The organism is Paenibacillus sp. EKM212P, from assembly GCF_011066115.1.
In the GTDB taxonomy this organism is placed as follows: domain Bacteria; phylum Bacillota; class Bacilli; order Paenibacillales; family Paenibacillaceae; genus Paenibacillus; species Paenibacillus polymyxa_B.
Window position 1 is genome coordinate 1 of sequence record NZ_JAAMNR010000017.1, and the last position, 25515, is coordinate 25515.

2 protein-coding genes are annotated in these 25515 nt (G+C 49.4%); one reads left to right on the forward strand and one right to left on the reverse strand.

Annotated elements, in window-relative coordinates; translation table 11 throughout:
* The first annotated feature begins 556 nt into the window (after positions 1 to 556).
* Positions 557 to 1591, forward strand: a complete 1035-nt coding sequence (locus G9G54_RS24540; protein ID WP_165179908.1) for an alpha/beta hydrolase — start codon at positions 557 to 559, stop codon at positions 1589 to 1591.
* Positions 1592 to 1701: 110 nt separating this feature from the next.
* Here G9G54_RS24540 and G9G54_RS24545 read toward each other — a convergent pair whose 3' ends face one another.
* Positions 1702 to 25428, reverse strand: coding sequence for a non-ribosomal peptide synthase/polyketide synthase (locus G9G54_RS24545; protein WP_165179909.1), 23727 nt, complete (start codon positions 25426 to 25428; stop codon positions 1702 to 1704).
* Positions 25429 to 25515 lie beyond the last annotated feature (87 nt).

Genomic DNA, 25515 nt, shown 5'->3' on the forward strand with positions numbered 1-25515 from the left:
ACGAGATAAAATATCTCTTGTTTGATTTTGCGAACAAAATCGTTTTACTCACTCGTTGTTCAGTTTTCAAAGATCAAGCATTCTTTTGCTGTTGATTCAGCTCATCGCCTCATCAACTCTTATATCATATCATGTCCGAACCAATTTTGCAAGCATTTTTTTAGAATCTTTTTTTAAACACTCGCTCGCAATATTGTATTTCTTGGCCGGAATTAGAGTATACCATTCTGTATATTTAAATGCAACCCTTTTTAATGAATAGTTTTTACTATCTTTATTGTTGTAATTTTACCCTGTGTACACTGTACTTTTGCCAAATGGACTTAGTTATCCGCATCCAAGAACGACGTGATCTCCATTCAATGATCAAGAATATATGGGTTGCTCATTACAACTCAAGTGCATATTCTGTTTTTTTCTTTAATATTGATGATTTGACAAAGAAAGGATGGGTAAAAAGATAAGGAGCTAGCCACAAACCATACGGTAGCAGCTTTTGTTTCACGCAACTTTAGGTAATGATTAATTATAGCTGTATAGAGGAGTAGATTTTCTAATGAAGCAACGAAGGCGAACATGGACGAGAATTGTGTTTCTTATTATCTCTTGCTTATTGCTTTTCGTGATCTCCGGATTTGTGTATGAGTGGATTGCATCCAAGAAGGATAAATCACAATACCCACCTCCGGGGGAATTGGTCGATGCCGGGGGCTATCGACTTCATATTCGTAAACTCGGTAACGGTTCTCCAACAATTTTGCTTGAATCAGGGAGCGGGGAAAGTAGCCTCTCCTGGAGAGATATTCCCGAAAAGCTGTCATCATTCGCCACTGTTGTATCCTATGACCGGGCAGGCTATGCCTGGAGCGAGGAGGCTGCTACTCCACGAACCGGGGAAAACATCGTTCGAGAGCTTCATGTCGCCTTAAAAAACGCAGGCATCCAAGCTCCTTATATTCTGGTAGGCCATTCCCTCGGAGGGATGTACTCAAGACTGTACGCGCAGACATACAGAGACGAAGTGGCAGGATTGGTTCTGGTGGATGCCAGGCCTGAGAATGACGCCCGACGGACAAATAAGATCTATGCCAAGGAACGGCCTAAGGTCAATCCCTCCCCGTTAATATCCATTCTCCTAGAAAAATCAGGGGCTTTTCGCCTGTTCCCCAATTTTATGCTAACGGGTCGGGTCGAATATCAAGATAGAAAATCTTTTGTGAATATTGTCGCTTCTTCTAAATACTTTCGATCTGTTGCAGAGGAGGGTGACCTAGCGAGCACTACCGAAGATGCCATACGGGGACAGCATCTGGGTAATCTCCCTGTACGTGTAATTGCCCGGGGCATTCAACAAGATTTGACTCAGTTCGGTATTAGTAAACGCGGAAATGATCAGATTGAACAAAGCTGGCAAATGGGACAGCGCGAGATGCTTAACATCTCTACAAACAGCAAATTAATTGTTGCCAAGAAGAGCGAGCATATGATCATCCATGATCAACCGGAGCTTGTCATCCAAGTCATCCGTGAACTCATCACCGACACCAGTCACTTTCAGTCAACCACGTCTAAAGCATTCACAGATGATTAGGGACTTTATATGTTAAGGACAGCTTAAAAAAACAAAAGACGCCCGAGTTCCTTCTATATAAAGGAATCCGGGCGTCTTTGCTGCCTATCACTTATTATGCTTGATTGAGCTTAGGACAAAATGGGCTTGTTATTAGATGAAGCCTCTGTGACCTTGCCAAGTATCTGTCTCAGTACTTTAGCATTTTCCCCAATAAAACCGGAATCAAGCAGCACATCATGCGTTCCGATGACTTCGTATTCTTTGTATTGACCAAGTGTCGCCTGTTGCCATAACAATTTATCTAATGATGTATCCGGACCAATACTATCATCCTCTGCAATCAGAGCATGGATATTCGCATGAACTTCACCTGCGTTAATAAGCTCATCGCGGTAGGTGGAGTACACCAACATTTTGTCCATGACTCGCTCCCTGTCCACTGGATCGGCGAGGAATGCTTTGTACTGGTCCCTAATGCTGTCCAGTACCGTCTCGACAATCTCTTCGAGCTCCTCTGGTGTCGATTCATCTTTGGACATCTTTCTCATAGCATCTACCATAATAATGTCGCTAACATGGTGACCTCGGCTTTCCATGGCTTTAGCTACCTCGAAGGCGAGATTTCCTCCAAGTGAGTATCCCAGGAATACATATGGGCCCTCTGCTTGAATATCCACAATGGCATCAATGTATCGATCCAGCATATCTTGACCCTGGTACCGATCGCCGATAAATTCCATCCCGTACACCTCGCAAAGCCCTTCCAGCTCCTTGGCCATCTCATAGTACCCCAGAGAGTGGCCTACCCGTGGAGGGAAGCAAAACACTTTGAGTGTTCCTTTCCCTGGGAAGCGGATAATTTCCATTTCCTCTTCATTAGCAGCAGTTGTTGCCTGCAACTTGGATATTTCATGCGCCATTTCTTCCACAGTCGGCAGATTAAACACGACTTGGAGTGGTAGCTGGACGCCCATACCGGACGAAATCCTTTGGATCAAGCCCAATACTTTCAGGGAATGGCCCCCAAGTTCGAAGAAATGATCTCTGATCCCGATTTCCTGTACGCCGAGCACCTCGGACCAAATCTGAGCGAGCTCTACTTCTGTCTGCGTACGCGGCGCGATATACTCCGCTGTGCTCCGCAGAAGTGTTTCCGGTGCCGGTAGCGCTTTGCGATCCAATTTGCCATTTGGATTCAGTGGCATTTGTGCCAACTGTACGAAAGCAGTCGGAATCATGTAGCTTGGCAGTTCGCTGGCCAGTGCCTCGCGTAGTACGCCCGCTGCAAGCCCCTCTTCGGCCACAAAGTATGCACAAAGTTGAGTACTTCCGGTGGAGTCAGCCAGTGCTAGAACAACCGCTTCCTGCACCAATGGAACCTTCAGAATTTGTGCTTCCACTTCTCCCAGCTCAATGCGGTAACCGCGGATTTTTACCTGGTGATCGATCCGCCCCAAATACTCAATATTCCCGTCTGGTAGCCATCGAGCCAAATCGCCCGTTCGGTAAATTCGTGCTCCCGGTTTGTACGGGTGAGGAATGAACTTCTCTGCCGTCAGGTCTGGCTGGTTGAAATACCCCCGCGCTACCCCTTCGCCCGCAATGCAGAGTTCTCCCGGTACCCCCACAGGTGATACCTGAGAAGCGCTGTCCATCATCCATACTTGGACGTTAGCGTACGGTTTGCCGATCGGCACATGCGTTAGAGCCGCAGTCTCAAGGCTCGTTGTATACCGAGTCGCATATACGGCTGCTTCCGTAGGACCGTAGATGTTTTCCAGTACTGCGTAAGGAGATACTTTATAATACTCTTCAACAAGTTTGGCAGGCAGCGTCTCGCCGCAGGCAAACAGGTATTTCAGAGTAAGGAATCCTTGGGTGCCGCTTTCTTTCAAGTATTGAACGAGCACACTGAGCATCGACGGCACCAAATTGAGATGCGTGATACGGTTCGTATCCACGGCCTCTAGCAGTGCCATCGGGTCTTTGTCCACGCCTTGTGGCAGGATCACGAGAGTCCCTTGTCCAAAGAACCAGCAGAACAGCTCCGGCACGGAGAAGTCAAAGGTGAATGTCGTTTTGAGCAGGAAACGGTCGCCTGCCAACATCGGATATTCAGCTTCCAACTGACTCAGCGTATGGACGGCAGCGCGATGTTCAATCATTACGCCCTTCGGCTTGCCGGTTGAACCTGACGTGTAGATGATATAAGCCAGATGCTCCGGCCCCGCAATTGGCTCGAGATTCGAGCTATCCACATGATACGCCTGCGGATCATCAAGTGTCAGGATCGTGCCGGTGAACGGAAAACGATCTTTGAGATGATTCTTCGTCAGCAGAAGCTTCGCTCCCGAATCCTCCAGCATGTGGCGAATACGATCTTCTGGGAACTCTGGATCAATCGGTACATAGGCCCCGCCAGCTTTTAGAATGGCATGAATACCAATGATCATCTCAAGCGAACGCTCGACCATGATGCCGACTGGTTGGTCCGGTCTGACCCCTTGGGCACGCAGCGTACGTGCAAGGCGGTTCGCCTGCTGATGAAGTTCTCCATAGGTAAGCTCCGTTTCACCGTAAATAAGTGCTGTACGATCCGGTGTGAGCGCTGCTTTTTCCTCAAATATACCGTGAAGGGTCTGCTCACGCGGATAAGGAGCTGCTGTATCGCCCCACACCTCTATAATCTGCGATTTCTCTTCTGGCGTAATCAGCTCCAGCTCATCAATACGGATGGTAGGTTGAACAGCAACGCTTGTCAGAATTCTCGTCAAGTGCCCTTGAATGCGTTCCACGCTCTCCCGATCATAGACGCGGGCATTGTAACGGTACAAGAACTCCAGATTACGGCCCGGCAGCACAATGAGGTTAAAATCATAATTCGTCTGTTCAAACATCTGAACATCCGTAATTTTGTATTCAGCCTCTTCACTGGCAATCTTCTCTTCCAGATGCTCTTCTACCGGGTAATTTTCGAACACCATAATATGAGAAATCAAATCTTGCTTTTGTTCGCTCTGTGCTTGAATCTCATAGAGCGGATAGGAATCATAAGCATGTCCTGCCAAATATAATTCCTGCTGTCTTTTCATCACATGGGAGAACGTATCGCTTCCCTCGGCCTGAACCCGAACCGGAACTGTATTAATGAAGAGACCGATCATGCTTTCGATACCCGGAATCTCGGCAGGTCTCCCTGATACTACACTTCCGAAGACAATATCCTGGCTTCTATTGTAGCGCTGCAACACGATTCCCCAGGCTGCTTGCATCAATGTATTCATCGTCACCTGATGCTGTTTGGCCACCTGTTCCAGGCGATCGGTCAGTTCCGCATCCAACGTGCATACCAGCTTCTCCGACACGTAGGCTTCTGCTTTTGCTGATGGCTGTGTGATGGCCTGTGGCAGCTTCGTCTGCTGCTCGTAGCCTTCCAGGTACCCTCTCCAGTAAGAGGATGCCTCTTCCTCGCCTTGCTTCTCCAACCATTGAATATACTGGCTGTACGATACAGCTGCAGGAAGCTCTGGTTCCCTTTGCTCACGCAGAACCCCATACGTCTCAAACACTTCCTGAAGCACAAGCGGCATACACCAGCCATCCAAAATGATGTGATGAGAGCTCCACAGCAGATGGTAAGCCTCTTCGGATGTACGTAGAATAGCAACACGCAGCAATGCTTCTTCAGCAAGATTAAAGCCTCTTGCTTTGTCCTGAGCAGTATAAGCTGCAAGACGCGCTTGAATTTCATCGGCTTCCAGCTCGTGCAGATCCTCGTATACGAAGTCACACGCTCTTTCTTTGAACACAATCTGAATAGGGAAATCGCCCCACCCGGCATGGAAATTCGTTCTCAATATGGCATGCCGTTTCATCAGATGTTCTAAGCTGCGTTTGAAATCCTCAGGATAGAATGCTCCCTGAATTTCAAATTTGGCCTGCTCAAAGTAGACTTCCGAATGAGGCTCCAGCAAGCTGTGGAACAACATTCCTTTTTGCATCGGCGTCAGTTTATACATATTTTCAATACTGCCGATATGCCGTGTCTGCTCTTCTATCTCCTCAATCTTTTCTAAGCTGATATCTTTGAGGAGTACATCGCTTGGTGTAAGTTCTGTTCTTTCCTTACTTACGCAATGTCCAATGACTTCGCTGAGACGGTTCTTCAGAATGCCAACAAACTTAGTCACGGACTCCCCGTCGAGCTGATGACGGTTATAGCTGACCGAAAGTTGAAGCTGTCCTTCGGCAATCAGTCCATTAATGTTCAATGCCTGATGCTGCACCATCTGCTCACTGACCTCAGGTCCTACTGAATAAGACGATACTTCCATCATCCCTCCTGCAAGATCCTGGTCGAACTGTCCCAAGTAGTTGAAGGTAATCTCAGGTTCAGCCGAGAAGGAGGAGACGTCGGAACCGTCGCTTAAATATTTCAAAATACCATATCCGACACCTTTGTTCGGGATACGACGCAAGCCTTCCTTGACGTGCTTTATTCTGGCGCCGATCTCCAATTCCCCTCCCATCTCAAGGGCGACAGGGTATTGACTTGTAAACCAGCCTATTGTGCGAGTAATATCCAGTTCCGGCACAACAGGCTCCCGTCCATGTCCCTCCAGAAGGATGCCTACACGTTCGATTCCTGTCCACTCGTGAACAGCCATACCCAGAGCCGTCAGGAGCAGATCGTTGACCTCCGTATTGTAAGTGCGGTTCGCTTCTTTCAGGAACTGCTCTGTCTCTTCTGGTGACCATCTCACCGTGACAGCCTCACTGTCTTTGATGAGAAGAGCGCCGTCTACCTTGTCTTTGGGAAGAGGGACAAAGCCATCTCCCTCTACCTCTGCCCAATAGCTGCGTTCTTGTTCAGCCGCCAGACTATTCGCAAATTGTGTGATTCCCTCAACCCATGCACGGTACGAATCCGTCTTCTGTGGAAGCTTGACCGCTTCTCCACGTGCTGCCTGCTCGTAGCCATCCTGCAGGTCCTCAAAGAGGATACGCCAGGATACGCCATCCACAGCCAGATGATGAATAACGATCAACAGATGTTCGCCTTCCGCACAGCGGAACAGACCCAGTCTAAAGAGAGGTCCATCCTCCAGAGAGATGCTGCGCTGAATGGCTTCCGCACCCGCTTCTATTGCTGAAGCCGGGTCTGTCTCATCCCGCAGGTCGTGGATTTGGAGGCTATAGAGCTCACCCTCACCCATGCTCCGGTTCCAGGCCTCAAATCCCTGCTCTCCTTGGCGGAACACCAGTCGTAAAGCATCATGATGCTCTGCAATTTTCCGAACAACCTCGGCGAGCGCATCGGTATTGAAGCCATCCCGTCGGTACAACATGACCGACTGATTAAAGTGATGCAGATCCATTGACTGTTCATCGAAGAATCTGTGCTGAGCAGGTCCCAGTCTTACCGCTCCGTGTACCTCGCTTTGGTCCGCAATTCGGCTGACCACACTAACGCGCTGCGCCAACTCTGCAATTGTCGGATAACCGAACAAATCCTTCATTTCAAGCTTGTAGCCTGCTTGAAGAAGCCTTGAGGATACTTGAATGGATTTGATCGAGTCACCTCCAAGTTCAAAGAAATTATCATGTATGCCGACCAGCGGCACGCCAAGTACACCTTGCCAGATTGAAGCCAAAATGTTCTCCACATCCGTCCGCGGAGCGGTAAAGTCTGCTCCCGCCTTTATACCCGAGTTCGGTTCAGGCAGTGCCTTGCGATCCAGCTTGCCATTCGGTGTCAGAGGCATCACGTCCAGTTGGACGAAGTAAGACGGAATCATATATGCAGGCAGTCCGGCAGACAGTTCGTTTCTCAGCTCGCTGACAGACATTTCTCGATCCGCTACAAAGTAAGCACACAGAGACTTCTGTCCATTGGCGTCTGCCCACGCAACAACGAGAGCTTCCTCGACAAGTGGCATATCCAGCAACTTGGCCTCAATCTCACCAAGCTCAATACGATAGCCCCGTATTTTGACTTGATGGTCAATACGCCCAATGTACTCAATGTCTCCATTAGGAAGGCGACGAGCCAAATCCCCAGTGCGATACATATTTCCTTCCGAAGCGAACGGATTTCTAATGAATTTATCTGCGGTAAGCTCAGGACGGTTCAGATATCCACGGGCTACCCCGTCCCCGGCGATGTACATTTCGCCCTCCACGCCTAACGGTACGAGACGAAGCTGATCATCCAGAATATGGATGTATATATTGTCTGCTGGCAACCCAATCGGTACAGATTCACGCGTATCCTTCGCAGGATTGTACAGGTGAATCATGCAGCCGACGACCGTTTCGGTTGGTCCATATTCATTGTAGATTTTGATGTTGCTGCCAAAGAGATCTGTGATGGTTTTCGACAAATGTGTGGTCAGATTCTCTCCACCCACAATAAGCTGCTGAATGCGACTTTCTGCCGGGATGGTCATATCTTTAATCAGACTGAGATGAGTCGGCGTCAGCTTGAGAATGTCCACCGCATTTTCGCGCAAAATATGCTGTACAACCTCCGCTTTATCTATACCATCATAAATCCGCACTACTCCTCCGTTAATTAATGGAGTAAAGATCGATGTCATCGTTAAGTCAAAGGAAATGGATGAATACAACGGGAAATCCGTTGGTTTTCCAGCACAATAGACCTTATTGGCCCACCAGATGTAGTTCACGATCCCTTTGTGGTTAATCATGGTTCCCTTCGGATTTCCGGTTGTACCCGAGGTATAGATTAAGTACACCAGATCGTTTCCTCCAACAGGAATATTGGGATTATCCACCTCGGTTCCGTAAATGTGCGGGGAATCCAATTCCATAACCGTCCCCTCAAAAGAGGCTAACTCCGTCAGGTGGCTCTGTGTGAGCAGAATTTCAGCGCCAGAATCCTTCAAAATATACTGAATCCGCTCCTGCGGATATTCAGGATCAATAGGTACATAGGCTCCACCCGCTTTGAGCACACCCATGATGGCGACAAGCAGCTCTACAGACCGATCTGCCAACAGACCTACCACTTGTTCACTCTGTAGTCCTTGGTCTATCAAGGTGGAAGCTAGTCTGTTCGCCTGCTCGTTCAGCTCCCGATACGTGATCTGAGTGTCTCCATTTACAGCCGCAATCTTATCCGGCGTACGGACAACCTGTTCTTCAAACAAGGTATGCAGACCCTGATCACTTGGATAGGTATGTGCCTTGCCGCCCCAGTCAAGCAGGTTCATCCGTTCCTCGGATGTTACAATCTCCAGTTCCTGTATCGTCGCCTGCGGACGAGCAGCCACCTGATCGAGCATCTGCAACAAGTGTCCTCCGATACGTGCAATGCTTTCTTGCTCGTAAACCGAAGCATTATAGCGAATGCAGACCTTGATGTCTTCGCCTGGAATCACAACCAGGTTAAAGTCATAGTTGGTTTGTTCAAACATGGTGAAGTTGGCAACTTCGAGATTGTCCTCCGTTTGATTACCCGATTGCTCCACCTGCTCGTCGAGCGGGTAATTTTCAAAGATCATAATATGAGAAATCAGGTCCTGCTTTTGGGTTGTTTTCCCCTGAATCTCATACAGTGGATAGGTGTCGTAGGCACGACCAGCCAATGACTGTGCCTGTGTACGTTTCATCACTTCGACGAAGGCTTCGTCTTTGGATGACTGTACACGGATAGGTACTGTATTGATGAACAGACCCACCATATTTTCGATCCCTGCAATCTCAGCGGGTCTACCCGACACAACGCCGCCGAAAACGACATCCGAGCTGGCATTATAACGTTGAAGAATCAGTCCCCAGGCTGTCTGCATGAGTGTGTTGACGGTCACGTGATTGCGCTTCGCGACAACATCCATTTTACCTGTCAAAGATGCACCCAGATGGAGAACATGCTCTTTTAGAACATAGCCCGCTTCCTTTGCTTGGGATTTCGTTTTACCTTCCGGCAATACAGTATTCCCGTCATAATCTTTTAGATATTGGCTCCAATACGTTGAAGCTTCTTGATCATCCTGTGCATCAAGCCACTCGATATAACGGCTATAGGGCTGAGCTGGCGGTAGGACAGGCTGTACTTGCTGTTTCTTGGCAGAATAATAATCGAACAGCTCCTGTGTAATGATCGGGATACACCAGCCATCCATGACAATATGGTGGAAGCTCCACAATACAAGACAGCTTTGATCCTTCTGCAAGACGGTCACCCGCATCAGCGGATCTTCTGACAAGCTGAACCCCTTAACCATATCTTCAGCAATATAAGCCTTGATTCGGTCTTCTTGTTCCTGCATAGATGCGTCGCGCAAATCTACGTAGTGCAGAGGGATTAACCGTTGCTTAAAGACAACTTGCAGCGGTACATCAGCAATGTTGTTGTAAAATCCGGTACGTAGTATGGCATGTCGTTGCACCAAAGCCTGGAAGCTCTCGAAGAAGATATCTACATCGAAGCTACCACGCAGCTCAAACGTTGCCTGTTCGAAGTATGAAGAGGAGTCCGGCTCCAGCAGGCTGTGAAACAGCATTCCCTTCTGCATTGGCGTCAGCTTGTACACATCCTCAATCTCTCCAATGTGAGCCGTCTGCGCCGTAAGTCGATCAAGCTGCTCCAATGTTAATCCTTGGAACAGAACATCACTTGGTGTAAGCTGTGAACGCTCCTGAGCCACACAATGACGGATGACCTCACTAAGGCTTGACTGTAATAATTCAGCAAAATGACTCACCGTCTCGTTACGATACTGCCTGCTGCTGTACGTAATCGTCAGTGATAGCTGGCCTTCAGCAATCATGCCATTCACATCCAGAGCATATTGTTGTGGTGTGAGGTCGCTGAGCGCCTTACCAACTGAATGTGTGGATAAGCTAAGGGCATTACCCTCCAGATCCTGATCAAACTGCCCAAGATAATTGAAGGAAATTTCCGGCTCCACGCCAAATCCGACACTTTTCTCCGGTGCCATATACTTCAGAAGACCGTAGCCGATTCCTTTGTGCGGAACCTCTCGCAAATTCTCCTTGATGCGCTTGATGCGCGCAGATACTTCCTGTCCGCCTTGCAGGTTCAGCAGAACCGGATACTGGGTTGTGAACCAACCCACGGTACGGGTAATATCCAGGTCTGGTACGATCATTTCCCGTCCATGCCCTTCGAGATTGACCAAAATCTGCTCCATGCCTGTCCAGCGCTGAATGGCTGCCCCCAGAGCAGTCAAGAGCAAGTCGTTCGTCTCCGTATGATACGCCCGGTTCGCTTGCCGCAACAGCAGGTCTGTTTCCTGCGCAGACCACGTTACCGTAACCGATTCAGTATCCCGAATGGTGCCCGGCTTCTGATCCTCATCCTTCGGCAGTGGGGCCAAAATCGCCTCCTCGATCAGCTGCCAGTATGCACGCTCCTTGTCCAGAGCAGGCCCTGCTGCATACTTCGTCGCTTGCTCAGACCATACAAGATACGAATCGGTCTTTTGTGGAAGGACGATTGCTTGTCCATTCAATGCCTGCTCGTACCCCGCTGCAATGTCCTCAAACAGGATGCGCCAGGATACGCCGTCAACCAAGAGGTGATGAATGACAATCAACAAATGATCGCCATCGTCACAATGGAACAGGCCTAGCTTGAACAGTGGGCCACCTTCCAAATCAAAGCTTGCCTGAATGGCATCGACTTGGGCCTGAACCGCAGCTGTCTGGTCTTCCGCCTGCCGCACATCGGCAATGTGCAATGTGTAGAGCTCGCCTTCGTCCGTTCCCCGATTCCAAGCTGCGTATCCAGCTTCTGTAGGCCGGAAAACCATGCGCAGCGCATCATGATGGATCGCAATTTGGTCCATTGTCAACCGGAGTGCAGCCTCATCAAAGCCGTCTTTCCGATAGAGCATGACGGCATGATTATAATGGTGCGGCTCCGCTGTATGGCGTTCAAAGAACCAACGCTGAATTGGCATTAACTCTGCTGCACCTTTAATTTCGCCCTGTTCCGCTATACGTCCGGCTGCCTGAAGATACGGGCTTAGCTCGGCAATTGTCGGATATTTGAAGAGATCCTTCATCTCTAATTTATATCCGGCTTGAAACAATCTCGAGGACACTTGGATCGCCTTGATGGAATCACCACCCAGATCAAAGAAATGATCATGGATGCCGACCTGCTGCGCTCCCAGCACACCTTGCCATACGGAAGCCAAAGCTTCCTCAGCCTTCGTCCTTGGCGGTTCATAAACCGCTCCAGTCTGCACATTGGCCTCCGGAGCCGGAAGCGCTTTGCGATCCAGCTTGCCATTTGGCGTCAAAGGCATCTGTTCCAATTGCATAAAGTAAGATGGAATCATATAAGTCGGCAGTTCGGCAGCCAAGGCTTTTCTCAACTCTCCTACCGTCAGCATCTGATCGGCAGTGAAATAGCCGACAAGCACTTTTTGTCCACTTCCATCCTCTCGGGCGAGCACAACGGCCTCCCTTACAGACGGAGCATGGAGCAGCTTCGCTTCCACTTCGCCCAGCTCGATACGGTAACCACGGATTTTTACCTGATGGTCAATCCGTCCCAAATACTCCATGCTGCCATCCGGCAACCAGCGTGCCAAGTCACCCGAGCGGTACATGCGCTCGCCCGCTTCAAACGGATGAGCGACAAACTTCTCTTCCGTCAATTCCGGTCGGTTCAGATAACCTCGCGCCAGACCTACGCCCGCCACATAGAGTTCACCTGGAATGCCAATCGGCTGTGGACGGCGTTGTTCATCCAAAATGTACGCTCTCAGCGTCGGAATCGTGGTGCCGATATTGCTGCGGCCCTGTTCAATTTCCAACTCTGTAATTTCCTTATAGGTTACATGCACGGTCGTTTCGGTAATGCCGTACATGTTAATGAGCTGCACTTGCGGATACTTCGTTCTCCAGTCCTTGAGCAGGGCCGGGGCTAATGCCTCTCCACCGAAGATAATCATACGGAGGCTCAGTTCTGCCGCTTGATGACCGAGCTCTTCCTGTAGCAACTGGTAGAAGTACGTCGGTGTCTGGTTCAAAACGGTGACCTTCTGATCCTTAAGCAATTGCAAGAAACGATCTGGACTCTTCGCGGTAAGCGATGGAACGATGACCAACCGTCCTCCGTTCAGCAATGCTCCGTACATTTCCCATACAGAGAAGTCAAAACAGAATGAATGGAACAGTGTCCACGTATCCTGAGGACCAAAGTCAAACATATTTTTATCATTAAAGAGCAAGCGAACTACATTTTTATGCTCAATCAGTGTTCCCTTTGGCTTGCCTGTCGTACCCGATGTGTAGATGACGTAGACAAGATGCTCCGGTCCGGCTGCAGGCTGCAGGTTTGAGACATCCTCCTTGTAGGAAGCCGTTTTGTCCAGACTTACGATATCCCCGGCGAAGGAGACCCGTTGCTCCAGATGCGCTTGTGTCAGCAGTAGCTTGGCTCCCGAATCCTCAAGCATAAAGCGAATGCGGTCCTCTGGATATTCAGGGTCTACAGGGACATAGGCCCCGCCTGCCTTCAAGATGGCTAAAATTCCGACCACCATTTCAAGGGAACGATCCGCCATAATTCCAGCCAAACCGTCTGGTTGCAAACCACGTTCCCTCAGCGTTCGGGCAAGTCCATTGGCCCGCTCGTTCAGCTCGCTGTAGGACAGGGTTGCATCTTCACATACGACTGCCACTGCATTCGGAGTACGTGCGGCCTGCTCCTCGAACAGCGCATAGATCGTCTTGTCACGAGGATAATCTGCCTTGGCTTGGTCCGGCGCTTTCATCAGCCTTGATTTTTCCTGAGGTGTCACGATATCAAGGGATGACAACGGCAGTGCGGGATTGGCGATGGCTTCCCGAATAAGCTGTACAAAGTGGCCTGCCATCCGCTCAGCAGTCTCTTGCTTGTAGATCGCAGTCGCATACTCAAGCGTGCAGTTCAATGCCCCGTCTGCTTCACTCACGGTCAGCGTAAGATCGAACTTGGCAGCCGGATGTACATTATCGTAAGGAGTGAAGCGCAATCCTTCTATTTCTTGTTCTCCCTGCTCGATATTTTGCAGGACAAACATGGTATCAAATAGTGGGTTACGGCTCAAATCACGCTGAAGCTCCAGCTTTTCTACCAGCTCCTCGAACGGGTAATCCTGGTTTTCATAGGCCCGCAGCGCTGTTTCCTTCACTTCCTGCAGATAAGCCTCGAAAGGCTTCTCTCCTTCTGGATAAGTACGAAGTGCCACTGTGCCGACGAACATACCGATGAGGCCTTCAAGTGTCGCATGAGATCTTCCTGCCACAGGTGAACCGACAATGACATCTTCCTGACCTGTGTACTTGTGCAAGAGCGCTGTATAGGCTGCCAGCAGTACCATGAACAGAGTGGAACCCGTTCGGGTAGCCAGCTCCTGAAGTGAAGCACTCAGAGAAGAATCAATTTGGAAGTCGATTCGATCGCCCGCAAAGCTTCGCACCGCAGGACGAACTTCATCTCCTGGCAAATCCAGCACTGGCAAGCTTCCACGGAAAGCATCCAGCCAGTAAGCCTCCTGGGCCTTAAGACGCTCGCTTCCGAGCTGCTCTTGCTGCCATACAGCATAGTCTGTGTACTGGATCTGTAGCTCAGGAAATACGTCCTCCTCTTGGTAGAAGCGGAGAAACTCTTCTATGAGAATATTCATAGAAACCCCATCTGAGACAATATGATGCATGTCAAACAATAGTAAATGGCGCTCATGTGCAATTCGAATAAGGCCGACCCGCAGCAATGGAGCTACACCTAAATCAAAAGGACGGACGAACTGCTGAAGGGTAGCTCCTGCCTCTTCCTCGCTCAACTCCGCATATTCCACAGTAAACGGAACGTCCGTCAGGAGCTGCTGTACAGGTTCACCGTTCACAGTCACAAAACGAGTTCGCAGCGAACCATGACGATGAATCAGACGACGGAATGCCTGCTCTAGCCGTTCCCGATCCAAAGCTCCCTCAACGGTAAGGATCCCCGGCATATTGTAGCTCAGCTCTCCACCTTCCAGCTGACTTAGAATAAACAGTCGTTTTTGGGCCGAGGACAATGGATAATGCTCTCTCGCTCCCGCTGTAGGAATTTCTTCGAAATTCAGCGGTGTATAGCCCTCAATGGCACGAGCCAATTCTTCAATAGTAGGAGACTCGAACACTGCTCTCAGACTAATCTCGCGATTCATTTCCTTGCGAATTCGTGAGACTAGCAGGGCTGCACGCAGTGAATGACCTCCAAAATGGAAGAAATTATCCTTCACTCCCGCGCTCTCTACACCCAGCACCTCTTGCCAGATTTCGGCTAATTGGATTTCCACAGGTGTCCTTGGAGCCTCAGATGAAGCCGCTGCCCATCCACGCTCGCCCTGCAGCGCTTTTCGGTCGATTTTTCCGTTCGACGTCAGAGGCATATCCTCCAGTTGTATGAAGCGGGAAGGGATCATATATCCAGGTAACATCTCCGACAGAACAGCCCGAAGTTCGGATACCTCAAGTTTCTGAGCGGCTACGAAGTAAGCGACTAGATCTTTGTAGCCGTCTTCGCCCTCTACAGCCATGGCTACGACTTCCTGAACGGACGGCACTCTGAGCATTTGTGCTTCTACCTCGCCTAGCTCGATACGGTAGCCGCGGATTTTGACTTGGTGATCTATTCGACCTAAGTACTCGATGATTCCATTCGGTAACCAGCGAACCAGGTCCCCCGTCCGATACATGCGCTCTCCTGGAGCAAATGGATTGTCCACGAACTTCTCATCCATTAACTCAGGCCGATTATGATACCCCCGTGCTAACCCGATACTCGAAATGCATAGCTCTCCAGCTACACCTACAGGTTGCAATCTAAAATGGTCATCCAAGATGTACACACTATGGTTAGCAATAGGTCGTCCAATAGATACAATATCCGTTGCTTCCTCACTGTCCGGGACAGACCAGATGGTGGTGCATACGGAGTCCTCCGTTGGGCCATAGCCATTAGAGTAACGTACATGCTTCCTCCACTCTTCGATCAACTCGACCGATGCGGCCGATCCAGCGGTTAGCAGGCACCGCAGTGTTGGCAAACGCTCTGGATCAAGGTGGATAGCGTAAGCGGGTGGCAAAGTCGCTACCGTAATCCCCTTATCGTTCATGAACTGCTCGAACAGGGCATGATCTAAAATATCTTGTGTAGAAGGGATGCACAGAACAGCCCCGTGGCTCAGCGCCGTTAAAATTTCCGAAACCGATGCATCAAACGACAGGCTTGCAAACTGAACGATCCGATCCTGCGGTGTAACTTCGAAGTGTGTCCCGTATACGTCCGAAAGATTCGGTAGTCCCCGATGCTCGACTAATACGCCCTTAGGCTGACCCGTCGTACCTGAAGTGTAGATCACGTAAGCCAGATCATCCGGGCCAGCAGTATCCTCCAAATTCGAGGTATCGGCATCATAGGTCGATGATTCATCCAGCAGCAAAACATTTTCCATCCATCCGAGATGCTCCAAGAGATGGGCCTGTGTAAGGATCAGCTTCGCCCCGGAATCTTCAAGCATGTAACTGATTCGTTCTTTCGGATACTCTGGATCGATTGGAACATAGGCACCCCCGGCTTTCATAATGCCGTAGATCCCAACGATCATTTCGAGCGACCGTTCAGCAATCAGTCCCACCAGATCTCCCGTCTTGATTCCCTGAGTATGGAGCCTTCTCGCCAGTCCGTTGGCTTTTGCATTGAGCTCGGCATAGGTCAGACTCTCGTCCTCGAACCAAAGGGCAGTCGCATCCGGCGTTCGTCCCGCCTGTTCCTCCAACAGTCCGTGGAACGTGTTACAGTGCTCGTAAATGCCTTTTGTATTTCCCCATACGTTCAGAATCTCTTCTCTCTCCTGCGGCGTGACTAATTCTAGTGCATCCACGGAAATGGCAGGGTCCTCTACAATTTGTTCCATGAGGTGAATCAGATGGCCCTTGATTTGCTCAATTGTCACTGGGTCATAAACAAGTGCATTGTACTGGAACATCAATCTCATTTCTTCGCCAGGGAGGACAATTAAATTAAAATCATAATTCGTTTGCTCAAGAAGCTCCGCCTCCTCAATCTCAAAGGCAGCCTCGCCACCACCCAGACGCTCTACCTCCTCCTCCACAGGATAGTTCTCAAACACCATAATATGGGAGATTAGATCCTGCTTCTGATCCGTCTGAGCCTGAATCTCAAACAGCGGGTAGGTGTCATACATATGAGAAGCCATATATTGTTCCTGCTGCTGCTTCATCAGAACTGTGAAGGGGAGATTCTCCTCTGTCTTCACACGAACGGGAATCGTATTGATGAACAAACCGATCATCCGATCAATGCCCGGAATTTCTGCTGGTCTGCCTGATACTACACTTCCGTACACGACATCCTTGCTACCGTTGTAGCGTTGAAGCGCAATGCCCCAGAGGGACTGCAGCAATATATTCATCGTGACATGAGCATCCCTGGCCACCTTTTCAAGGCGCTCAGTCAATTCCCTGCTGAGAGGATAATTCAGCTTTTCTGCTATATAGCCTTCTCCCTTACTTGCTCCACCGACTTGAGGTAAAAGTGTCTGCTGCTCGTAACCGGCCAGATATCGGCTCCAATAGTTGGACGCAGCTGCTTCATCCTGCTGTTCGAGCCATTCGATATATCGACTGTACGGATGAACCTCTGCCAACTGCGGCTCTCTTCCTTCCAGGAGGGCAAAATAGTGTTCAAATACCTCCTGCGTAATTAACGGAACACACCACCCATCCATGACGATGTGGTGAAAGCTCCATAAGAGACGGAAGCTCTCTTCATCTGTTTGTAAAATGGATACACGGAGAAGCTCGTCTTCAGCTAGGTTGAAGCCCAGTGCTTTGTCCTTAGCACCAAATGTCTTCAGGTAAGCTTCGCGCTGCGATGCATTCATCTCCCGCAGGTCTTCGTACACCAATTTAGCGCCTCTGTGCCGAAATACAACCTGCAAAGGCTCGCTGCCCCATCCGCTGTAAAAGTTCGTGCGCAGGATAGCATGACGCTCCACTACTGCATCCAGACTGTGCCCGAAGGCGATCGGATCAAAGCTACCCTTAAAATCAAAGGCGGCCTGCTCAAAATAAGCACCTGTATGCGGCTCAAACATATCATGGAACAGCATGCCCTTCTGCATCGGCGTCAGACTATATACATTCTCAATATCGCCAATGTGACTCGTCTGCTTAGAAAGCTCCTCCAGATCGGCAATGCTCAGACCCTTCGCAAGCACGTCGCTTGGTGTCAATACGGTTTTTTCTTGGGTTACGCAATGCTGGAGAAGTTCCCGCAGGCTTTCTTCAATATATCCAGCGAGCTGTTCCATCGTAGATGACTTATACTGTTTTCCGTTATAAGTAATCGTCAGAGTCAGGGCTCCGTCCGTCACCATGCCATTGATATCTAGTGTATAGGCCGGTTCCTCCAACAAGCTTTGCGCGCTTCCGGTCGGATAAGGAGAAATCTGCAACGAGCTTCCTTGCAAATCCTGATCAAATTGCCCCAGATAGTTAAAAGAAATCTCAGGCTGCAAGCTGAAGCTGCCTTCGTCCAACTGACTTGTCATGGTTTTGAGCAACCCGTAGCCAATACCTTTGTTCGGAATCCGGCGTAGCCCCTCTTTCACAGACTTGATCAAGGAGGCCACTTCCGGGTCATCCCCCAAGTCTAAAATCACCGGAAATTGACTCGTAAACCAGCCTACGGTACGGGTGATGTCGATATTCGGTATAATCGGCTCACGACCGTGTCCTTCCAGATTCACAGCAACCTTTCCGATGCCAGACCATTTGGATACCGCCATGCCCAGAGCAGTCAATAGCAGATCATTCGTCTCTGTTTGATAAGCACGATGGGCTTTTCTCAACAATTGATCGGTTTCTTCTAGAGTCCATTGTGCTGTTACTACTTTGCTATCCTGTAAAAGAAGGCTTTCCACAGCCTCATCCTTCGGCAACTGTTCGAGTGGCTGATCCTCCAGCTCTCTCCAATACGCCCGATGAGTCTCCATTTCAGGACCTTCCGAATAACGAGCAAGGGCGTCTCCCCAATCACGGAAGGAATCCGTCTTCTGCGGGAATGTCAGCGCTTGTCCTTGAATCACCTGCTCATAGCCTGCTGCAATATCCTCGAACAAAATCCGCCAGGATACTCCGTCCACCACCAAATGGTGGATCACGATTAGAAGGTGGTCTCCATCCTGACAATGGAAAAGTCCTAACTTCAGCAGCGGACCTTCTGCCAGATTGATACTGCGCTGAATGTCATCCGACAGCGATGTAATGGCTGCAGTCGGATCGGATTCATTCCGTAAATCAGCGGTGAACAGGCTATACAACTCTCCTTCTTCAAGATCACGATTCCAAGCTTCGTAGCCATGCTCTGTCTGACGGAAAACCATGCGAAGGGCGTCATGATGCTCAGCGAGTTTTCTTAGCACCTGATGCAAGGCCTTTTCTTCAAATCCCTGTTCACGATACAACATAACCGCTTGATTGAAGTGATGAGGTTCTGCCTGCTTCCGTCCAAAGAACCACTGTTGGACTGGAGTCAAGCGAGTCGTTCCACGCACAACTCCCTGTTCAGCCATATGCACAGCCGTTTGTATTTCCGCGCCTAGCTCGGCAATGGTTGGCGATTTGAACAGCTGCTTCATCTCTAACCGATAGCCGGCCTGCAGTAACCGTGACGACACCTGAATAGCTTTTATGGAGTCTCCGCCCAATTCAAAGAAATTGTCATGGATACCCACCTGTTCGGCACCCAGCACCCCTTGCCAGACAGATGCCAAAGCTTCCTCAGCCAGTGTACGAGGAGCTGTATACTTCCGTCCTGTATGCGCCCCTACTTGAGGAGCCGGCAGAGACCTGCGGTCCACTTTTCCGTTTGACGTTAATGGCATACGATCCATCTGGATAAAGTAGGATGGAATCATATAGCCTGGAAGTACCTGCGATAGGGAAAGACGTACTTCGCCTGCCGTGAGCGTACGATCCGCCACATAATAAGCGCAAAGTTGCTTCTCGCCAAGCTCATCCGCGCGAACGACCACTACGGCGTCGATTACTGACTCCACCTTGGCCAGTTGGGCCTCGATTTCAGGGAGTTCGATGCGGTAACCACGTATTTTGACCTGCTCATCAATTCTTCCTTTAAACTCCAAATTCCCATCTGGAAGCCAGCGTACCAAATCCCCAGTTCTGTAGCAGGGTTCTCCGTCCTTCACAGGACTAGGAACAAATTTCTCTGCTGTGAGATCAGGACGATTGAGATATCCGCGCGCTACACCTTCACCGCCGACAATGAGTTCACCCCAAGCACCAATAGGCTGTAATTGCAGCGATCCATTGACCACATAAGCGGTAGAATTACTAATTGGGCGGCCAATCGGCACGACCCCTTCGGCACGACCCAGAATCTTGTAGGTGGTGGAGAAGGTCGTATTCTCTGTCGGACCATAGCCATTGATAGGGACAAGATCAGGATTAGCCTCGATTACACGGTTCATATGAGATATGGACAGTACGTCTCCGCCGACCAGCAATGTTTTTAGCCCTCTGAACAGGTACTCATCCTGCAGGGAAAGCTGATTGAAAAGCGGTGAAGTAAGCCACATTGTTGTAATCCCGTACTTGGTAATGGCCGCTTTTAGCCTATCGGCAATCAGGATATCGTCGTTCTCCACGAAATAGAGCTGCCCACCGTTGAGCAACGCTCCCCATATTTCGAATGTAGAAGCATCAAAGGCCACGGCTCCTGTCTGCAAAATTCGTGTGGATTCATTCAGCTCCACATAGTTGGTCTCTTTGACCAGACGGACCACGTTCCGGTGTTCAACCATAACGCCCTTCGGTCTACCCGTCGTACCCGATGTATAGATGACATAAGCAAGCCCCTGCGATCCCTGAGCAGTCTCCGGCTGGGCAGGTTCAGCTGCATAGGCCTCTTCACTGCTAAGATCGACAATCGGTATACCGTAGTCTACACTTATAAGCTCGCGCTTTTGCACCAATAATAGCTTGGCGTCGGAATCATTAAGCATATAACGAACCCGATCTTCCGGGTAATCAGGATCAATCGGCACATAGGCTCCACCCGCTTGAAGCACCGCGAGCATACCAATGACCATCTCGATGCTTCGTCCGCCCATCACGGCCACAGGCTGCTCCCTCAACGTTCCCAAACGACGCAGTGTTTGGGCCAGTCGGCTCGCCTTGTCTTCCAATTCAAGATACGTTAGCTGGACATCGCCGAATACAAGCGCCGTCTGCTCTGGTGTACGCTTGACTTGTTCTGCGAACAGCTCATGAATGGTCTTGTCCCTTGGATAAGGAGCCGATGTCGCGTTAAATACTTCAACGATCTGTACTTTCTCCTCCGGTGTGATCATTTCAATCTCGGCCAGTTGCAACTGAGGATTGGCCGAGACTGCCTGCAGAACCCGGAGCAAGTGCGTTGCAAGTCGCTCTACACTTTCACGCCGATATAAAGCCGTACTATACTCGAGGCCAAAGGCTAATTTCGACCCCTTCTCCTCTACATTGAGGGACAGGTCAAATTTGGCTGTGACGGTGTCCATCAAGTAAGGAGTAAAGTGCACTCCGTCCATATCCTGCTCTTCCTGCTCGGTATTTTGTAATACCAATAAGGTGTCAAAGAGCGGATTGCGGCTGACATCACGTCCTACGCCCAGCTTTTCGACCAATTTTTCAAAAGGGTAATCCTGATGCTCAAACGCCTTGAGCGCCGTTTCCTTGATTTCCAGAAGATAATCCTGAAAGGTTTTATCTCCTGCCGGGTAGCTACGCAAGGCCAGTGTGTTGACAAACATTCCGATGATGCCCTCAAGCTCAGCCTGCGGTCTTCCGGCTACTGGAGAACCTACGACGATGTCCTCCTGTCCTGTATATTTGTGCAGTAGTACCGAATAAGCGGCCAGCAATACCATATACAGTGTAGTACCTGTACGGGATGCAAGCTCTTGTATCGCCTTATTGCCAGACTCATCCAATGTAAAATCAATTCGGCTACCCTCGAAGCTCCGAACTGAAGGTCGTTGGAAGTCTGTAGGCAAATCCAATACCGGCAACTCTCCTTCAAAGGATAGCAGCCAATATTTCTCAAGATCTTGCCATTGGTTCTCTGACTGTTCCCGTTGCCATACGGCATAATCCTTGTACTGGATGTGCAGCTCTGGTAGCTGTTCTCCTTGATACAAATGAGTAAGTTCCTCTATCAATATCTGAATAGAAACCCCATCTGAAATGATGTGATGCATATCAAACAGCAACAGATGACGCTCCTCCTGGAGCTTCACCAAGCTAACACGCAGTAATGGAGCCTGGCTCAGATCAAAGGCACGAATAAAGTTGTGAATGAGCGTATCCGTCTCCTCCACCAAAGCCTCTGTGTAGTTCAACGCAAACGGCACATTCCTATGCACACGCTGAACAAGCTCTCCATCCTGCATATAAAAGCCGGTTCTCAGGGATTCATGACGCTGGATCAGTGCCTGGAACGCAGACTCCAGCCGCGTGCGATCCAACGGTCCATCCACTGTGAAGACCCCTGGCATATTGTAGCTGAGCTCTCCCCCGTCCATCTGTCTCAGCACGTATAACCGCTTTTGCGCTGAGGACACTGGGTAAGCTTCGCTTTCCGTTGCCTGTGGGATGGATTCGTACATGGTCGGAATGTGTTTTTTCACAAGTTGCGCCAAGGATTCGACCGTAGGTGACTGAAACACCTCACGCAGCGAAATGCTACATCCCAATTCTTTGTGAATCCGTGAAACGAGCACTGTTGCCCGCAAAGAGTGACCACCAATTTCAAAGAAATTATCTCTGACACCGACACGAGCAACGCCCAAGATATCTTGCCAGATGAGTACCATCTGAGCTTCCACAGCAGTTCTCGGAGCCAAATAAGCCTCACCGGATTGTACGCTGCTTTCAGGAGCCGGCAACGCACGGCGATCCAGTTTGCCATTTGGTGTAAGCGGCATTTGCTCCATCCGGACAAAATAAGAAGGAATCATGTAAGCGGGGAGTTCCGCCGCCAGCTGAGACCGCAATTCCCCCGGCGAAAGATCACTGGAGGCTACATAGTAGGCGCACAGCAATTTTTGGCCCTGTTCGTCTTCCCGTGCGAGGACAATCGTTTCCTGTACGTTCGGAGCCTTGAGAATTTGGGCTTCTACCTCGCCAAGCTCAATTCGGTAGCCGCGAATTTTGACCTGATGGTCGATCCGCCCCAAATATTCAATATTGCCATCAGGCAACCAACGAGCAAGATCCCCAGTTCGGTACAGCCGCTCTCCCGCCCGATACGGATGCTCAACGAATTTCTCAGACGTCAAATCCGGCCGATTCAAATACCCACGGGCAAGACCGTCCCCCGCAATGTATAGCTCTCCTGGAACCCCAACAGGCTGCAGGCGTCTTTGCTCATCGAGAATGTAAGCGCTAAGTGTGGGGATCGTTCTGCCAATATTGCTTTTCCCCGCTTCAATCTCATGTTCCGTGATTTCCTTATAGGTGACATGAACCGTTGTTTCCGTAATTCCGTACATATTAATCAGCTGCACATCAGGATACTTGACCCGCCAGTTTCTCAGAAGAGATGGACTTAAAGCCTCTCCACCAAAAATGATTTTTCTAAGGCCAAGCTCTGTCGAAGAGTGCATTAACTCTTCCTGTAGCACCTGATAAAAATACGTCGGCGTCTGATTTAAGATGGTGACTTGGTTGTCTTTCAACAACTCCAGGAAAGCTGCTGGGCTCTTGGCTGTGAGAGATGGAACAATCACCAATTTCCCTCCGTAAAGAAGCGCTCCGTACATCTCCCAAACGGAGAAATCGAAGCAGAACGAATGGAACAGCGTCCACGTATCCTGAGAGTTGAAGTCAAATAAATTTTTATCGTTAAAGAGCAGTCGAACTACATTTTTGTGTTCAATCAGCGTGCCCTTCGGCTTGCCAGTCGTACCCGACGTGTAGATAACATAGGCCAGATGGCTTGGTCCCGAAATACTCTCCAGATTGGAAGCATCTCCTGTATACGTTGCAGCTTCGTCCAGACTCACAAGCTTTCCGTCAAAAGTGGTGCTCTCCCATAGATGACTTTGGGTGAGCAACAGACTTACACCTGAATCCTCCAGCATATAGTGGATACGCTCTTCGGGATAATCGGGGTCAATTGGTACATAGGCACCACCTGCTTTCAAAATGGCCAACATCCCGATGACCATCTCCAAGGAACGGTCAGCCATAATCCCTACGAGCGTATCTGCCCCTACTCCCTCGGAGCGCAAATATCTCGCAAGCTGGTTAGCCTGCTCGTTTAGAGCTTGGTATGTAATGCTCTGCTCGTCCATCTGAACGGCTACGTGATCTGGCGTGCGCTCGGCTTGTTCCTCGAATAAGCCATGAATGGTCTTCTCTCGTGGATAATCGACTGCGGCGCCTTCCGAAAGAGCCAAAATGGATTGCTCTTCTGGTTCACCTAATAAGCTTACCTCTGCGATAGAAAGCTGAGGTGAATGAATGATCTGCTCGGCGATCGTAAGCAACTGGGAAACCATGTCCTTAACTTCACTGCGTTCAAACAGCTCTGTCCGATAATCGACATCCAGTACCAGTTCGCCTTCATCCAGGATCTCCACGATATGAAACACGAAATCGTTCACTTCGTCCCCGCAGAAATCATAATCTGTCAAAATACGCACATCATCCAAATCAACCCAATTGATAAGACGATATTCCATTGAAACGCCAAAAAGCCGCTGAATATCCTTGTTCCCATGCATTTCTCTAAGATCCTGAATTAACTGATTGTATGGATATTTCTGATGCCGCAGGACTGACATCTGATCTCTGGCTACATCCTGCAGGAAGCTCAACACATCTATATCCTTTTTGACGTATGTTCTGGCAGCAGCGGTGCTGACGAACATACCTATCTTTTGCTTCTCTTTTTTGTTCCCCCGGTTAGCGAACGAAGTGCCAATCACCACATCCGGCTGATTCGTCATTTTGTGTATGTAGATATACATCGCACCCATGAAGAACTGGAACAAAGAAATCCTATTCTGTTGGCAAAATGCTTGCAGCTCGTGATATAGCACTTCTGGTACGGTAAAATGCTCCCGAACAGCGTGGGTACTTAAAGATAACGGATTATATGACTTCCAACCCGTAAGCTCAGGCAAATCAGAAAATTTATCCAGCCAGTAAGCCTTATCCTTTTGGTATCTGTCAGAAAGTTCGTATGCATTCTCATCTGCAATATATTGAATATACGAGCAATCGTCGCCCAGCTTCGGTTCATTTCCTTGAATTAACTCCATGTAAAATGCTGTCAGCTGATTGCCATAGACCACCATTGATATTCCGTCAGAAATAATATGGTGCATCTTAATATTAATCCAATACTCTTCCTCGCTAATCTTCACAATTAAAAACTGGAAGAGCTCAGAATCCAGCAGGGGCAAGGGTTTTCTTTTGTGTTGCTCAAGTAAGGCTTCCACCTCAGATACACTTTCATAGTGGCTAAGATCCAGGCATTCCAACTGTCTCTCTTCATAAGGAACGACGTACTGCTGAGGCACTCCATCCACTGAGGTAATACGGATGCGGAACGCATCATACTGTTTGATAATCAAATTAATGGACTGCATAAAGGCAGCAATATGGATATGCCCCTTCATCTTAGCTGTACCGGAAAGCTGTGACACTGACGTATCTGGGTAGAGTAATTCGGTATACCATATACGCTTCTGCGCATTTGTTAAATCATATAACTGCATGTCATTCATCTCATTCACGCCTATTCCATGATGTGAATATCCTCCCGCTGCACCTGGCAGTCAGGAGGACAAAAGGACAGTTTAACGTGCGCTTCC

Excerpts from the sequence above, each read along its gene's own strand:
- G9G54_RS24540 (WP_165179908.1), top strand. The coding sequence starts at position 557 with ATGAAGCAACGAAGGCGAACATGGACGAGAATTGTGTTTCTTATTATC.
- G9G54_RS24545 (WP_165179909.1), bottom strand. The coding sequence starts at position 25,428 with ATGAATGACATGCAGTTATATGATTTAACAAATGCGCAGAAGCGTATA.